This is a genomic window from Cryobacterium sp. TMT1-2-2, from assembly GCF_004403505.1.
Classification (GTDB): Bacteria; Actinomycetota; Actinomycetes; order Actinomycetales; family Microbacteriaceae; genus Cryobacterium; species Cryobacterium flavum.
The window spans coordinates 14,036-30,081 of record NZ_SOGS01000001.1; the positions used below are offsets into that span (position 1 = coordinate 14,036).

Here is a 16,046-nt window from a genome sequence, read left to right on the forward strand (position 1 = left end):
GAGCCCAGTGCGATGACCTGTACCGCCTGGCCGGCGGCTCTGACGCACAGCCTCGAAGGTGAGACTCCTTGAGCACCTGTGCAACTTGATGGACGAGAAACTGCGCATTCATTGCTCACCGGGGCAAGCTGTCACATTCTTTTCAGCAACATCTGACCGATGAGGAGGCGGACGATTTCATCATGGGGCGTTGAATCAGTCAGCTGTCAACGATGCTCGAGCGCACCACTCGCTAAGTGACGCTCGAGCATCTGCTTGATAGTCACGGTGCCGCAGCTATCCGTGACGGCCTCGATCGCGATGCTTTTTGGCCTGCCTGAGGGATTCTTGACCAGGGATCAAGGTTCAGAATTTATAACCACTAGGAGTTTTTGTCCGGTTTAGTCAGTGCGCACAACTCACATGAGCTACTTCTGCGACACTGTCATTCCGCAAGTGAACCATCCACTTGATTCGTCCAGGGGCCCTGATCGCCAACAAGCGTCAGCGCATCCCACTGAAACATTGGATCAATGCGGCTAGTTCGGTCGGCGCATCGCGCTGAACGTTGTGACCTGCGTCAAGTGTCACTACGGTTCCCGAGGGAATATGTCGAGAGAAATCCTCGATAGCTTCCGCGTCCAGAATCCCGCGGGTTCCGCAGACCAATAGGACATCGATGTCGAGTTCGGCCAGAATCGGCCAGAGCGCTTCTCCATCGAAATTGCGGTGGGCACCGGCTGGCAGAGATGCCAGATGGTGCTTAAAGATGATGCGGCCGTCCTCACGCACCCTCGTATTGAGCATGACGCCCCGTTCAAGATCAGCGGCATTGTTGCCGATTCCAAACTCGATCGCACGGTCAATCACTTCTGCATGCGAGGCGTAGCTTTTTGGGCCGGCAATGAATGCGCTGACAGGGCTAATAAATGACGACTTTGATTGGAAACTGGGTGTGACATCCACGATCACCAAGTGCGAGAGCTGGCTGCGCAGCTGACTTGCGACCGGGATCGCCGCTAGGCCGCCGAGTGACTGCCCGACCAATATCCGAACGCTCGAACTGAATTTTGGTATAACGGATGCCAGCGATGGCGCGATGGTTGGCGGGGTGTAATCGGCGTCGTCCCGCCACTCGGATTCGCCGTGCCCTGGGAGGTCCAGTGCGACTGCCGCCTGGCCCAGAACGAGCGCTGTTGAGTCCCACGAGTGGGCATTCAAGCCAGCTCCGTGGAGGAAAGCAATCTCTGGATTAGCCACGCCCCATTGGAGTGCACTGATCTTGTCACCAGTTGCGGATATTTCCGCAGTGCGGCGCACCGGTAATGGATTCGTGACACCCAGCCTTACCGCGTCGGCAACGACAAACGCGAACTCGTTGAATAGATCTTTTTTTAGTTCCGCTTTGTTCATAGCAACCATCCTTGTCTGACCACAACATATGATTCCACGCTACGTTCGCTGACTTCGCTGCCGGTACGGATGTTCGGGATCTCGAAGAATCGTTGCGATTGCTGGCCTTGTTCGTTTGAATTCAGACGTTCGGAAAAGATTTCCGAGGAATCGAACCTAACTCAGTGTTGAGGCAGCCTTTGGCCGCCGGTAGAGCGGCAGTTTTAAACCGTACAGTCGGAAAGGACGCGACGTGGAAAATGCACGACTTAGGCGAATATTTGATGTTCTGGGCAGGCTCGCGACTGATGGCCCCCAGACAGTCACTGAAATGAGCAACGCGCTGTCTCTGCCTATGAGCAGCACTCACGACCTGCTGAAGGCCATGGTCAAAGGTGGGATGGCGTCCGTGACTACCCACGGTTATGACGTTGGCCCAGCAACTTTGCGGCTGTCGTTGCGAGTGCAGGAACGACTCAACATAGTAAACGCCGCAACTGTAGAGCTGCAGAAACTCGCAGCCCGCATTGGCTTTGACGTCTATCTAGCGATTCAGACAGGCAATGACGTTGTGTACGCCGCAAGATTCCGTGGACGTCGGGGAATCAAGATAGACATCCCTATTGGACTCCCCCTGTACCGCCATGCAACAGCCGTCGGCAAGCTGCTCGCTGCCTACGATCTGGAATTCCGGCAAGAGACCTTCTCAGGAAACCTGAAAGCACTCACGCCGCGTACTCATATCGACCGCCAGTCGCTCACCGAGGAACTGGACCGGATCAGGTCCAACGGCTTCAGCATTTCCCGTGAAGAAGCTGTATTAGGCATCGTCGGAATCGCCACCCCGATTTGGGCGAACGGTCGGATTGTTGGTATTGCACACATCTCCGCCCTTCGTAGCGAAGTCAACGACGACCGGCTTGCTGAGCTTGCAGTCGAACTGCAGCGAACCTCCGCCGTAATCGAAGAACAGATCCTCGGGCTTAGGTCCGCCGACGCTCGCCCGTTGCAAATCATTGACCACATTGGCCCGCCGATTTACGACGGCGCCTACACACCTCAGTTCCGCTAGAGAAAGGCTGTTCCTGTGCCACCCCTTACCCTCGATGAAACAATTTTGAGACCCGACATTGCCGTTATCTCGATGAGCAGCTCTCTCGTGGACTTCGAATCCTCACGAAGCCTCGAAGAAATGATTTTCGACACCACCACCGCGGCACTGAATTCCGTCGGCCTGACAGCGCAAGACCTAGATGGCATCGTGATCAGCGGTAACGATCAGCTCGATGGCCGCGTCATCTCGATTATGGCGACGGCAGGGCCCGCAGGTGGTGTCGGTCACGATACAACCATGATCGCTTCGTCCGCGGACCATGCACTTGCCTACGGGTATTTACGACTTCGTGCCGGGCAAGGCAAGAACGTCCTGGTGGTCGGCTGGGCCAAACCCAGTGAATCAGCAGACCCCGATCGGGTGGAGTTGATGGAGGCCGAACCGTATCTGCTCCGCCCAACGGGAATGAACAACACGATCGCGGCGGCGTTGCAAGCATCTACGTGGCTGTCCGCTGACAATGTTCCCGACTCATCCCAAGAATTCGTCGCATGGCCGCTCCGCCGCGAAGATCTGCCAGCTCGCGGAGACTCGGTCCACGCCCTCGTCCTAGCTGTTGATGGAGAATTTCCCCCCGGTTCGGAACTGGCCTGGGTCGTCGACGCCGGTTGGTCGACCACGAGTTATGAGATAGGTACCCGAAACCTTGGTGATCTCAGCTCGCTTAACTCAGCTGCTGAACAGATTTTCGACCGTAATCCGCAGGCGACCCCCGATCACTGGGACGCGGTCGAGATCGCTGGTAACAGTGAGTACGAGGTTCGTGCAGTACAATACGCACTCCATTTAAAGGAGTCCACCGGTGTCAACTTATCGGGACCGCTCTGTGAGCGACCTACATCACCATATGTGGCTGGTCTGAGCCGCATGGTTGCTGCAATCGAAGCGATTCGTCCTGAATCACTGCCAGCCGACGGGCTAAGGCTCACTGCAGGCATTGGATTCAATGGCTTCGCCGGCCAAGGTGCAACTGTGATCGTTTTCAGTAACTCCAAAGGAGGAAAAGCATGATCAATGTTGGAATAGCCGGATTTGGGCAGTCGCATTTCGTCACCAAACGCACGGACGTTACTTTTCCTGAGCTGGTGAAGGAAGGGGCCGATCGCACACTTGAGGACGCGGGTATTGGTATTGAAGATGTGGATGCGGTGGTGTATCCGCTTGCGCCTGATGCCTTGATCGGCGTCAATAACGGCGAACGCTGGGTCATCGATGCACTCGGAGTGACGGGCAAACCATTTATCCGTGTCAACAACGGAGGTGCTACGGGCATGAGCGCAGTGCTGGCTGCGTGGACCCACATCGCCTCGGGCATGTTCGACGTCATTCTCGTTGCGGGCGCCGATCGAGTCTCCGAATCGGGATCAGCGCAGTCAGTTCTAAATAAGATGTGGGATGTCGGCTACGAACGAACAGTCCCTTTGAATACGATCACGATGCTCGCGTTGTCGGCGCAACGCTACATGTCCAAGTACAACAGCACCGAATTGGACATGGCGCGAGTTGCTGTGAAAAATCGCACCCATGCCGCCCTGAACCCTCACGCCCACCTCCGGCAGCCGATCACGGTTGACGAGGTGTTGGCAAGCCGCACACTTGCGTGGCCGATCAAGCTCGGCGACGCATGTCCCGCATCGACCGGAGCGGCTGGTGTCGTGCTTGTCTCCGAGCGGTACGCCAAGGCTCATGGACTCAAGCCGGCATGGATCCGAGGCATCGGCCAAAATACGGAGACATTTTGGATGGGTGACCGTGTCGGGTCTAGCGCTGTAGGAGATCACGCCGATGCGGATTCCCTCGCGGTAGCGTTTCAGATCGCCTATGCGCAGGCCGGAGTGACCGATCCAAAGACCCAGATCGACGTTGCGGAGATGTATGCACCGTTCTCGAGCGTCGAGCTGCACGTAATCGAAGCCGCGGGATTTGCCGCTAAGGGCCAAGCGCCCGCAGCGCTTGCCGACGGCAAGTTTGCTCTGGGGAGTGATGGCGTCATAGTGAATCCCTCAGGAGGGACACTCTGCACCAACCCCATTGCGGTGACGGGCACTATCCGCGTTGGCGAGGCTGCTAACCAGGTCCGGGGTCGCGCCGGTGGGCATCAGGTTCCCAACGCGCGAGTTGCGGTGGTGAGCGCCATCGGTGGTGACCACCAATTTTATTCAACAATGGTGCTCAGCACCGATCTAGAGGAGATCTAACGATGAGTGACACGACCAACCCCGGACAGACGGCCACCGCGATCGCCGAAGGCCCTGTCTTCACCGAGCAGACCTGGGACTTGGAATACCACCACGCACTGGGTGAGACGGCATCCCGCTTCATGCAAGGACTGGCCGAGGGCAAGATCCTCGGTCGACGATCAGTGGATGGTCGGGTGCTCGTACCTGCGCGTTCCTACGATGACCGGACCCACTCCAAAACAGGTGAGTGGGTCGAGGTCGGAAACACGGGCACCATTGAGATGTCGACCTTCGTGTACGAGCCGTTCAAGGGCCTTCCTGCACCTCCCTACGCCATCGCTTACGCCACACTTGACGGTGCCGACACGGCACTCGTGGGATACGTGCGTGGTGTTGATCTGGCAGACCAGGCCGCTGCGATCAAGGCGATTGCGATCGGCACACCCATTGTGGTGCGGTTTGCAGAAGAGCCCACCGGAACGGCCGCTGACTACTGGTTCGAACTGGCCCAGCCAGTTAGTGAATGATTGCTCGCGCGACTGTGTTGGGGGCACCAATAGTCGATGGCACGGCCGGGAACACAATGCGTGTTATGAGCCTTTGTTCCCCGGCGCAGTTCGTTTCGACACAGATCCCTGTCCCCACGCCGACCTCAGGTGAGCTTCTCATTCGAGTGACGGCGTGCGGGGTCTGCGGACATGATCTCCTCGCAGCTAGCGGTCTCCTATCAGCTGAAAATGGCGCGGTGCTCGGCCATGAGATCTCCGGCACGGTTGAATCCGTGGGATCACCCGACCTGACAGCATGGCTGGGTACGAGAGTCGCGTTGGTGCAGCGTCGGTCCTGCGGTGAGTGCGCCGATTGCATCGCTAAGCACACGTCACAGTGCCGGTCTGGTCCGGGCTTCTATGGTGATGATATTCAGGGTGGTTTCGCCGAATTTGTCCTGGCTGACCCGCGCAATGCCGTTGCGATTCCAGACAATATTGACGGCGTTACGGCTGCGTTTCTTTCCTGCGGTGTGGGCACGGGGTTAAGAGCGCTGCGTGCCGCGAAGTTGGAGGAATCTGACGTAGTTCTCGTGACAGGTGCGAGCGGTGGCGTGGGCCTGCATACAGTCCAGCTGGCCCAGCATTTTGGTCTGCGCGTTATCGCGACGACTTCCCGCGAGGCTTCCACCGAGGCATTGATGCAAGCTGGCGCGACGGAAGTCATCGTGGACCCGACGGTCGGGAAGATCCGGGAAGTCGCTGCAAGACTTGGGCGACTTCGTGGCGTCGATGCAGCCATCGAAATCACGGGGGCTCCGCTTTTCGCCACAAGCCTTCGTTCGCTGGCTCCCGGCGGTCGTTTAGTTCTGGTCGGAAACGTCCGGCCAGAAGTACTTGCGCTCGACCCCGGGCTGAGCATCGTCAAAGAACTCCAGATCATCGGATCTGCCCACGCCACCCGAGAGGATCTGGTCGAGGTCGTCGACCTCGTCGCCTCGGGGTCCATCCACCCGATCGCGTCGCGTGTATTTGCGTTGAATGACCTACCCAAGGCATTCGCCGCACTGCGTTCACGGTCTTACACAGGAAGAGCGGTAGTCGTTCCATGAATCCCGTATCGATGTCCTTGCAGGTTCCTGACAGCATTGTTGGACCGATCCCCTGGCTCGAAAATCACCTCCCACCGACTTGTCAGACGCTGCCGGAGCTGCTGGACTTTCAAGCTTCAATTCACCCGGACGCTCCAGCGCTCGTCGCCGGCACAACCCGTCTGACTTACCGAGAGTTTTCAGACCGTGTTGGGCGATTCGCAGCGGTGCTCCAGAACCTTGGCATTACGGCTGAGTCGAGAGTGGCGCTCTTGGGGACCAACACGGAGGAATGGCTCGTTGCCGCGTTCGCGTCGTTGCGTCTCGGCGTGTCCCTAGACACGTTCAATACCTGGGTTCTGTCCTGGGATCTCCAACAGCTCATGGAAGCATCTAGCACTCAGCTGCTCATAATGGTGCCGTCTGTTCGATCAACGGATATGTTGGGCCAGCTCCGACAGCTGGTTCCGGAGTTTTGGGATTCTTCGCCCGGAGAGGTCATGAGCGCGCAGTTCCCAGACTTGACGCATTTGATCGTTCTTGGTGGTGATTTCGCTGAAACGCCAATGCCAGCTGGGGGGCAATCATTTGATGATTTGATTACCCGTGCCGAAGATTGGCCTGTCCCACCGAATGCTGCTATCGGAACAGAAGCCGCGTTGGTTATGTACACATCTGGAACAACCCAGCGGCCCAAAGCGGTTCCGTTGCGGCATCGGCATCTTATTGAGAACGGCTATGCCATAGGAACTCGGATGGGGTTGACTGGTGAGGACCGCGTGTGGTTGAGTTCACCTCTTTTCTGGAGTTTCGGCGGTGCCAACGCCACGATGGCGACGCTGACCCACGGTGCCTGTCTCGTCCTGCAGGAACATTTTTCTGCTGACGAAGCAGCGACACTTCTTGCTGACGAGCGATGTACTGCTGCCTATCTGCTTCCTAGCCTGTCGTTGGTCCTGGCAGAGGAAGTTGGCGAACGGATTCGAGCAATCGATTCACTGCGAACAGGCTTGGTTATTGGCCGGCCGGACGAGGTAAAACGGGTCGCCGTGGACCTCGGAATCGGTGAAATCTGCAATGTCTACGGTTCAACGGAGGTCTATGGCAATTGCTGTGTCACCCCTCACACGATGTCGTTGGATGAGCGGATCACTACACAGGGTCCACCTCTGCAGGGCGTAGAAGTGCGCGTTGTTGATCTGCAGACGGGGGAAGTTGTTCCAATGGGGGATGACGGTGAGCTGCAGATCCGAGGCCGAGTGACTGAGGGATATGTCGACAACGCAGAAGCGACCGAGGCCGCAATCACTGCCGATGGCTGGTATCGCACCGGCGATGCGGGGCTCATCCGGCCAGACGGTACCGTTCAGTTCCTGAGCCGGCATACAGACATGATCAAGACCTCAGGTATCAACGTTTCTCCTGCGGAAGTCGAAGCCTTCATTGAGAGCAGCCCCTCCGTCGACGAAGTCGCGGTGGTCGGAGCCCCCCACCCGGGCCGGGGCGAAGTGCCTATCGCATTCGTGGTGCTTCATAGCGGCGAAAAAACGACGGCCGAAGACATACGAAGCTTCTGTAAGGGTTCGATTGCGGGATACAAAGTGCCGTGGGCGGTGAAGATCGTGTCTGAGCTTCCGCACACGCCGACCGGCAAGATGGTGAGAAAAGATCTCATCGGATCTGCGACCGCCATCGTCGAGTCACTTCTCGTCGAACGATAATCCGATCGATCCAAACTCAGGGGGAAATCAGAACATGCGCGAAAATATAGGAGATAACTGGGGACGATGGGGTGATCTCGATGAGATCGGTGCACCCAATCTCATTGACCACGCAAAAGTACGCGATGCTGTCGGTTTGGTGAATCAAGGCCGGGTTATTTCTCTCGCGCAGCCCATCGGCCCAGCAGCTGGCGTGCCAGGGCACCGCAATAGGGGGTCGCGATTCATGGACAGGGATGCCGGGGATTATGCCCTTGGCGCCCGGTCGCCAGGGGGTTTCCGTTTCGCCGAGGACACGGTTCAGCTGTCCACTCACAGCGGCACGCATATGGATGCCCTCGCTCATGTGTGGGAGGGGGATGAACTCTTCAACGGACATTCGTCGGCTAATGTTCGATCGACGACGGGCGCGAAGAAGTTGGGTGCGGACAAGCTCCAACCCTGTGTGACTCGAGGTGTACTCCTTGATTTTGTCGCCGCGACTGGTTCGGGTCTTCCATCCTCAACACCGATCGGATCGGTTGAATTGGTGGAGGCGTACCGACGAGCCAATGTAACGCCATCTCCCGGCGATGCGGTGTTGCTTCGGACAGGCTGGTGGGACTCGACTGGTTTCAGTGACGAATACTTCGCTTTAGAGCCAGGGCTGTCAGATGATGGTGCTCAATGGCTTGCCGAGAGAGACGTCGCGTACGTTGGCGCCGACAACTATGCCGTGGAGGTGCAACCCGACCCCGGCGGAGCCACCTTCCCCGTCCATCTCAGGCTGCTCCACAAATTTGGTGTACCCCTGATCGAGAACCTCGACCTAAGGGAGCTTGCGGGCACCGGCATAGGGACATTCCTGCTAGTTCTAGCACCTATTGGTCTACAGGGATCTACCGGCAGCCCCCTCAATCCACTGGCTGTGGTGTAGATGGGCCTCTCACCTACTTGGCCGAAGCCGACAAGTAGCCCCGATGCACCCTTACACGGCATGCGCGTGCTGGATCTGAGTCAGCAGCTGCCCGGACCGTACGCGACACAACTTCTTGCCGCGCTGGGAGCCACCGTGGTGAAGATAGAACCACCTCAGGGTGACGCGGCCCGGCACCTTGATCCAAAGATGTTCGCCAATGTCAACGCCGGCAAGGTGACGTATTTCCTGAACCTCAAGGAGGATCACTCCAAGCTCGCACTCTACTCCCTCATTGCCGGTGCGGACGTCTTCGTCGAGGGATACCGCCCGGGTGTCACACGCCGGCTCGGGTGTGACTACGTGACGCTGACCAAATATAAGGCCAACATCGTCTACTGCTCAATCTCGGGCTTCGGCCAGGAAGGGCCACGCGCGACTCGCCCCACTCACGATATCTCCTTGCAGGCAATCGCCGGCGCATTACCGCCGGGAGCCCAACTCGATCGGATCGGTGTGCCGTGGGTCGACCTGGCAACTGCCACCACGGCGGCACTCACCATCGTCGCCGCCTATCATCGCGGTGCGGGTGGATACATTGACAGCAGCATGCTGGACTCGGCCATCGCATGGGCAGGAATTAAGCCCGATGCCGTTACGTCACTGGAACCGACTTACGGAACCGTAGTCACCCTAGACGGCATAACTATGATCATCGCCATCCTCGAGGACACCATGTGGATGCGTCTGTGTCAGGCCGTCGGCTGGTCCGATTGGAAACACGATGAGGCGCTGGAGAAGTATTCCGACCGACGGCGCCACGCCCAAACGATTCGTCATCGCCTCGACCAAACAATCGGCGGACTGACGGCCCACGAGCTGGTCGAGCTAGCGATAACTCACGACTTGCCCATTGAACGCTTCGACGAAGAACTTCCCGATGCCATGGAGCAGAGAGAAGGTCGCTCCGGTGCTCCCGGTCATCCGCCGCACAGCACCATACCCATCCCCGCGGCATGGCAGAGTCGGCTAACCCCATTCCTAGGAAAGCCGCACCCGTGAGGACGAAAATCGACCACCTACGACTGGACGTTGTCGGTCCGGTTGCCACACTTACATTGAACCGGCCCGAAAGACATAACGCCCTGTCGTTGGACATGTACCATCAGATTCCTGAAATGTTGTCTCGACTTGAGATTGACCGTACAGTTTCTTCACTCGTGATTCGAGGGTGTGGTTTGCGGGCTTTTTCAGCGGGAGCTGATATCACGGAATTCACCACGGTGCGAGCGGGAGCCGAAGGTGCGCGCCTATATAACTTAGCCGTGGCCGAAGCGGAAAGGGCCATCAGTAACTTCCACGCACCCACAATCGCCATGGTGCATGGTTTTTGCATTGGCGGAGGATGTGGCCTGGCTCTCAGTTGCGATCTTCGGCTGGCTGATACAGCTGCTGCCTTCGGTATCACCCCTGCGCGGCTTGGGTTTGCATACAGCCTCGAATCCACGAAACGCCTCATGGATCTGGCAGGACCTGCGGAGGCGAGTTATCTCCTGTTCTCCGGCCGCCGAGTAAGCGCGGAGCGAGCCCTTTGGAATGGTTTGGTCAACGAAGTTCACCCGCCTGAAGAGTTGGAAAAGGTGACCTATGAACTCGCCGTCGAGATTTCCAAGCGCGCGCCCATGTCACTCCGTGCAACGAAAGAAATCATTGGACTAGTCCGAGCGGGGCAGGTCCGAGACGACGATTACACGACGGCACTTCGAAACGATCTCTTTGAATCCAGCGACTACATCGAGGGCGTTGAAGCTTTTCTAGGCAAGCGTCCGCCACATTTTTCTGGCTGCTGAAATCGACAGCTCTTATCTGAACATTCGAGGCTGCGGAATTTCCTTGTTGCGTTCTCCGGAGGGAAGTTACATTCGGGTAGTCGGATTGCAACTTCGAGTATCCGAAACATGTGACTGGACAAAGTTGACCAGCGCCATCAAGGGGGATGTATACACATGATCAGACACACCAACGGCTCTCGTTTTGAGCACCGAAAGCGCGTACTACTTGCCTCAACGGCTATAGCAGTATTACTTACAGTTGTCGGCTGCAGCGGACAGACCTCCGGAAACAGTGGCGACACTATCAACATTGGTCTTCCGCATCCGCTGACCGGGGCATGGGCCGACGGCGGGCAAAACGCGCTCAACGGAGCGATGCTCGCGATTGAGGACATCAACGCCGCAGGTGGAATCAAGTCTCTCGACGGCTTGAAGCTTAAGGGCGTTCAGGCTGACACCAGTTCGGATGATCCCGGCCAGGCTGCCACCGTCACACGGCGTCTGATTGAACAGGAAAACGTCAGCGCCCTTATTGGCTCCTATGTATCGGCATTTACCATCACGGCCTCCACCGAAGCGGAAAAGGCCGGCGTGCCAATCCTGAGTCAGTCCTACGCCGACACGCTGACCGACCGCGACTATAGCTACTTCTTTCAACTCCCACCTACAGCGACGGCACTCGGCCAATCCATCGTGCCGTATGTCCAGGATGCATACGCTGAGATTGGAATCACCCTGCAGAAGGTCTCGGTTCTGGCCTCGGACGACGCGTCAATCGAAGCTCAAGGAAGAGCCGCGATTGCCGAAGCTGAAAGCGCTGGACTCGACGTTGTCAGCCAGGCGTTTTACCCTCAGGCACTCAGCGATGCAACGGTGATTGTTCTTGAAGCGCTGCGCGCTGATCCCGACGTCATATTCCTGGGCGGTCCTACGGGGGCCGCGGTAACTATCGTGAATACGCTCCGGAGCCTCGATTACGAGGGACCGATCGTCGGACTGGGCGGTGGCGGAATCCTCTCTCCCGATTTTGGAAAGCTGCTCGGCGACAACGTCGATGGAATTCTGAGCCAAGCCGGCTGGAACTGGGACATGCCCTATGACGGCCTAGAAGACATCAGTACGCGGTACACGCAGGAGTATGACACCAAGTTCATGCCCCAGGAAGCGGGTGAATCCTACGTTGCAGCCTGGATCCTTGCAGGTGCCATCGACGATGCCGCAAGCACCGATCCGGAGAAGATCGCGGAGGTGCTGCGCAAGACAGACTTCACCTCGGGTCCGGCATCATTCATGCCCGCTGGAACAGTCAGCTTCGACACGAAGGGCCTGAACGAGGACGTGTTTCCTATCATGATCCAGTGGCAGGAGGGCGTCACGCGCACCGTGTGGCCGCTCGACGTCCAAGCTAGCAAGCCGCAGTAGTTGGCCCCGGGGTGGCGGGCCAAGGCATCAATGCAGCCCACCGCCACCCCCACCGTGCCGTCTACTTCTGACTGAAGGACCAGACACAATGGAAATCCTCGCTCAAACAGTTCTAACAGGGCTCTTGCTCGGCGGCGTTTACGGACTCATCGCTATGGGGCTCAGCCTCGTGTTCGGCGTAATGCGAATCATTAACTTCGCGCACGGCAACATCGTATTGCTCGGTATGTACACAGTACTGATGCTCTACACAACCCTGGGAATCAACCCATTCCTGGCTCTTCTCATTGTTGTACCGGTCGGTCTGCTGCTGGGCGCTGTCCTACAGTCTGTTCTCTTCGCGCGACTTCGTGACGCAGGCGAGCTTCCGCAGCTCCTGCTCACTCTCGGTCTGGGCATCATCATCCAGAGCATTGTGCAGGTTGTTTTTTCTCCGGGACAAAGATCTCTCACCGGGTTCGCTTGGGGTAGTGAGCTCGTCGATATCGGTGGGATTTACCTGCGACCCGCACACGTCGTCGGATTCGTGATTGCTATCGCCATCACCATCGGCCTGACATTCATCCTCAAACGGACCGACTTTGGCCGCCAAATGCGCGCAACGGTCGACGACGCAGAGATCGCAGAATCGTCCGGCGTCAGGTCCAAGCGGATTTACATCATTGCTGTTGGGATCGGTACCTCTATCGCCCTCGTTGCCGGTGGAGTTCTCGTAACCTACCAGCCCGCCTCGCCCACCTTGGGGAACGAATTCCTAGTCCTCGCCTTCGTCGCTGTCGTCCTCGGCGGCCTTGGAAATATCATGGGCGCCTTCATCGGCGGTTTGATCGCCGGCACAGTTCAGCAGCTGACCGCAGCGTTCGTCTCCGTCGGTTTGCAAGACGTCGGATTGTTCACTCTGTTCATCCTCGTACTGATCTTCCGACCTAACGGACTATTCGGACGGAAGGAAATCACAGCATGATTCTCAAGCCTGGCACGATCGGTGGGATTCTCTTTTTCGTTGTCGCTGCGACTTTGCCTCTCTGGCTCCTTCGGGGGCCCTACCTGCAGGGCATTGGAGTTACCGCCCTCATCGTGGCCTCCCTAGCCGTGGCATGGAACATCGTCGGCGGATTGGGAGGACGACTCTCGTTCGGCCACGCTGCTTTCTTCGGAGTCGGGGGATACACCAGCTCCTTGCTCTTGATCAACTTCAATATCTCCCCATGGATCGGTGGACTGGCCGGAATGCTTGTGGCGGGCATACTTGCACTGCTATTGGGATCGATCACGGTCCACCTGCGAGGAATCTACTTCACCCTCGTCACGTTCGTCTTCGCTCTCATCCTGCTCAACCTTGCGCGCACTGTCTCATCCATCACTGGTGGTGACGTGGGACTCAGCCTTCCCCTCATCCAGCCGTCATTCGGAATGCTGCAATTTCGCGACCAAATCAACTATTACTACGTCGCTCTCGGGCTCCTGCTGGTGTACGTAATTATCGCGGCATTCATCATCAAGTCGCCGTTTGGGTATCGACTTAAATCGGTTCGAGACGATGAGCAGGTCGCACGAGCGCTTGGTGTTCACACCAACCAAGTCAAGATTCAGGCATTCGTTCTCAGCGCGATGATGGTTTCTTTCGCGGGAACTCTTATGGCGCAACACGGCTTGTTTATCGATCCTGGCAGTGCCTTTGGCGTCGATCGTTCAGTCGAGATGGCGCTTGGCGCGATCTTCGGCGGCATCGGTACGCTATGGGGGCCTGTCGTCGGCGGGATCGCCGTCGTCGCGATCGGTGAAGCAGCAAATAATGCCCTTCAAGACGTCTTTGCCGGTGCCGACACCCTTGTCTACGGCATCGTGCTCGTCGCGGTCGCGCTGTGGCTGCCTGGAGGTGTCGCGTCCATATCTGGACTCTTCAGAAAAAAGACCGGAAAACGGAGAAAACCGACATCTCAGGAAGATGAAACTGAGTCGATGAATAAGCCTGAGGCTGTGATAACACGATGAAACCATCACTCATAAGCATGGAAATGGCGTCGAAGTCCTTTGGCGGAGTCCAGGCAGTTCGCGATGTCACGATCGATATTCAGGCGGGGGGAATCATCGCTCTCGTCGGCCCCAACGGTGCCGGAAAGAGCACGCTATTTGACTTGATGACGGGGGTCCAAAAACTTGACTCTGGCAAGCGAATAGTTGCTGGACGTGACATGACGAGTTCCGCCAGCCACCAGATCGCAAATGTAGGTATCTCCCGGACTTTCCAAAAGGTGCGCCTCTTCCCATCCATGACGGCCCTCGAGAATGTACTCGTCGGAGGGCTCCAGAAACATTCATCAGTCGAATCATCCAAAGCGGCCGCCTACAAAGCCCTGGAACGACTCGGCCTGCAAGACCGCGCACAGAATAGGCCCGCGGAGCTCACGCTAATCGACCGAAAGAGGCTTGAAATGGCCCGAGCTCTCGCGTCAGAGCCGTCACTCTTACTACTCGACGAAGTCATGACAGGGCTTACTCCTCGCGAGGTGGAGGACGCTGTTGCGCTGATACACCAGCTCACCGATGAAGGAGTGACTGTGGTGCTCGTTGAGCACCTGCTGAAAGTCGTTATGCGTATCAGCAGGCGAGTGCTCGTTCTCAACCATGGCCTACTCATTGCGGATGGAACACCAACAGAAGTTCAGAACAATCCTGCTGTAGTTGAAGCTTATATCGGTGTCCCAAAGAAGGACCACAATGCTAACAGTTGAGAACATTCAGGCCCGTTACGGCGATGCGACGGCGCTCCACGGCATCTCACTCGACGTCACTGACGGTCAAGTTACAGGGATTCTTGGCTCGAATGGAGCAGGAAAATCTACGCTCCTTAAAGTTATCGCTGGGCATCTCAAGCCCGCGGGAGGAACAGTTTTCCTGGACGGCGAGCCCATCACCGGCCTGCCGCCATATGCTATTGCTGAACTCGGCATAGCCCTCGTCCCTGAGGGGCGTCGAGTATTCGCAAACCTAACCGTCGAAGACAACCTACTCGTTGGCGGCTCATCCAAGAGGGCGAAACCGAAACGCGCTGAAGCACTGCGAGATGTATTCGAGCTCTTTCCACGCCTTTCTGAGCGCCGAGCTCAATCCGGCGGAACGCTCTCAGGCGGTGAACAGCAAATGCTCGCCATTGGTCGAGCACTGATGCTGCGTCCGCGCATCATCCTTCTCGACGAGCCATCGTTGGGACTCGCACCGTTGATAACCGATCTTGTATTCGAAACCATTCGTACGATCGCCGAGACAGGAGTGACGATGCTATTAGTCGAGCAAAACGCCTCACTTGCCCTCTCAACCGCAGATTATGGTTACGTACTGGAGCACGGAAGGGTCGTATTCTCGGGTGATAGAGCGACGTTGCGGACATCTCCGGAGGTTCAGGAAGCTTACCTCGGGGTTGAGGCTCATGCCACAGAAGGTGGAAGAGCATAAGTGTGGACGTTAACGACGTTTGCCGTGGTGATACGAACTAGTACGTTGCGCCGTTCGGAGGGATAGCTGTTAGCGTCGACCGAAAATAGGGCCAGTATCGCCCATTCGAAAACACAGATATTGGTCCTGTTTTCAAGGCACTATTGGCCCCGTTTTGGCCCGGCGTTAACAATAGCCAGAGGCACACAGGTATCGTAGGTGTCCCGCCTAAGGGCCAAGTGTCCGTCTGTGAGGTCGCAGTCTCGGAAGGCCCGTTGCCTTTGTCGAAGACCACGGCGTGACGGTCCCAGTTCTTGATCCACGGGGTCTGACCAGTAATGGAACGGTGGTTGGCGCTAAGGGTTGAGGTGGCGGTAGATCGTCGCGCACGGCGATCAAAGACGGGCTGGACATGGTGGTGGTTTCCTAGTTCTCGCCCTACGTCATGCGGCGGACTTGCTGTTAGCTACTGGCCTCACCCAACCCTGACGGTAATG

Annotated in this window: 15 protein-coding genes; 14 read left to right on the forward strand and 1 reads right to left on the reverse strand. The window is 57.3% G+C overall.

The annotated features are described in order from the left end of the window. Positions 1 to 483: 483 nt before the first annotated feature. Complete coding sequence (locus tag E3T35_RS00075; protein ID WP_166789790.1) at positions 484 to 1,392, reverse strand: alpha/beta fold hydrolase; 909 nt, start codon at positions 1,390 to 1,392, stop codon at positions 484 to 486. 232 nt (positions 1,393 to 1,624) lie between these two features. On the opposite strand from E3T35_RS00075, the gene E3T35_RS00080 reads away from it, so the two are divergent. From E3T35_RS00080 to E3T35_RS00145, 14 genes are all read left to right on the forward strand, one after another. After that, entirely contained in the window at positions 1,625 to 2,443 is an 819-nt protein-coding gene (locus E3T35_RS00080) for an IclR family transcriptional regulator (protein WP_134346977.1), read from the forward strand. Between the two features lie 15 nt (positions 2,444 to 2,458). Continuing rightward, complete coding sequence (locus tag E3T35_RS00085; RefSeq protein ID WP_134377548.1) at positions 2,459 to 3,496, forward strand: hypothetical protein; 1,038 nt, start codon at positions 2,459 to 2,461, stop codon at positions 3,494 to 3,496. Continuing rightward, positions 3,493 to 4,683, forward strand: a complete 1,191-nt coding sequence (locus tag E3T35_RS00090; RefSeq protein WP_134346975.1) for a thiolase family protein — start codon at positions 3,493 to 3,495, stop codon at positions 4,681 to 4,683. Before E3T35_RS00085 ends, E3T35_RS00090 begins: the two co-directional genes overlap by 4 nt. Positions 4,684 to 4,685: 2 nt before the next feature. Further along, on the forward strand, positions 4,686 to 5,192 hold the full coding sequence (locus E3T35_RS00095) for a Zn-ribbon domain-containing OB-fold protein (RefSeq protein WP_134346974.1): 507 nt from the start codon (positions 4,686 to 4,688) through the stop codon (positions 5,190 to 5,192). A gap of 65 nt (positions 5,193 to 5,257) precedes the next feature. After that, positions 5,258 to 6,265, forward strand: coding sequence for a zinc-binding dehydrogenase (locus E3T35_RS00100; RefSeq protein WP_198420982.1), 1,008 nt, complete (start codon positions 5,258 to 5,260; stop codon positions 6,263 to 6,265). After that, positions 6,262 to 7,965: a class I adenylate-forming enzyme family protein gene (locus tag E3T35_RS00105; protein ID WP_198417794.1), complete on the forward strand. Its 1,704-nt coding sequence runs from the start codon at positions 6,262 to 6,264 to the stop codon at positions 7,963 to 7,965. The genes E3T35_RS00100 and E3T35_RS00105 overlap by 4 nt, the downstream gene beginning before the upstream one ends. A 34-nt stretch (positions 7,966 to 7,999) precedes the next feature. Continuing rightward, complete coding sequence (locus E3T35_RS00110; protein ID WP_134377550.1) at positions 8,000 to 8,881, forward strand: cyclase family protein; 882 nt, start codon at positions 8,000 to 8,002, stop codon at positions 8,879 to 8,881. A 60-nt stretch (positions 8,882 to 8,941) separates the two neighbouring features. Beyond that, on the forward strand, positions 8,942 to 9,922 hold the full coding sequence (locus E3T35_RS00115; RefSeq protein WP_166789791.1) for a CaiB/BaiF CoA-transferase family protein: 981 nt from the start codon (positions 8,942 to 8,944) through the stop codon (positions 9,920 to 9,922). Then, the gene (locus E3T35_RS00120) at positions 9,919 to 10,710 is read left to right on the forward strand and encodes an enoyl-CoA hydratase-related protein (protein ID WP_198417793.1); all 792 of its coding nucleotides are present in this window, start codon (positions 9,919 to 9,921) and stop codon (positions 10,708 to 10,710) included. The genes E3T35_RS00115 and E3T35_RS00120 overlap by 4 nt, the downstream gene beginning before the upstream one ends. Before the next feature lie 156 nt (positions 10,711 to 10,866). Then, positions 10,867 to 12,114, forward strand: a complete 1,248-nt coding sequence (locus E3T35_RS00125) for an ABC transporter substrate-binding protein (protein ID WP_134346969.1) — start codon at positions 10,867 to 10,869, stop codon at positions 12,112 to 12,114. An 88-nt stretch (positions 12,115 to 12,202) separates the two neighbouring features. After that, positions 12,203 to 13,078 (forward strand): branched-chain amino acid ABC transporter permease, encoded by an 876-nt coding sequence (locus E3T35_RS00130; RefSeq protein WP_134346968.1) that lies wholly within the window; start codon positions 12,203 to 12,205, stop codon positions 13,076 to 13,078. Continuing rightward, positions 13,075 to 14,109, forward strand: a complete 1,035-nt coding sequence (locus E3T35_RS00135) for a branched-chain amino acid ABC transporter permease (protein WP_134346967.1) — start codon at positions 13,075 to 13,077, stop codon at positions 14,107 to 14,109. Before E3T35_RS00130 ends, E3T35_RS00135 begins: the two co-directional genes overlap by 4 nt. Next, positions 14,106 to 14,849 carry an ABC transporter ATP-binding protein gene (locus E3T35_RS00140; protein WP_134346966.1) on the forward strand — a complete coding sequence of 248 codons (744 nt, stop codon included), beginning with the start codon at positions 14,106 to 14,108 and terminating at the stop codon, positions 14,847 to 14,849. Before E3T35_RS00135 ends, E3T35_RS00140 begins: the two co-directional genes overlap by 4 nt. Continuing rightward, positions 14,836 to 15,570, forward strand: coding sequence for an ABC transporter ATP-binding protein (locus tag E3T35_RS00145; RefSeq protein WP_134346965.1), 735 nt, complete (start codon positions 14,836 to 14,838; stop codon positions 15,568 to 15,570). Before E3T35_RS00140 ends, E3T35_RS00145 begins: the two co-directional genes overlap by 14 nt. Positions 15,571 to 16,046 lie beyond the last annotated feature (476 nt).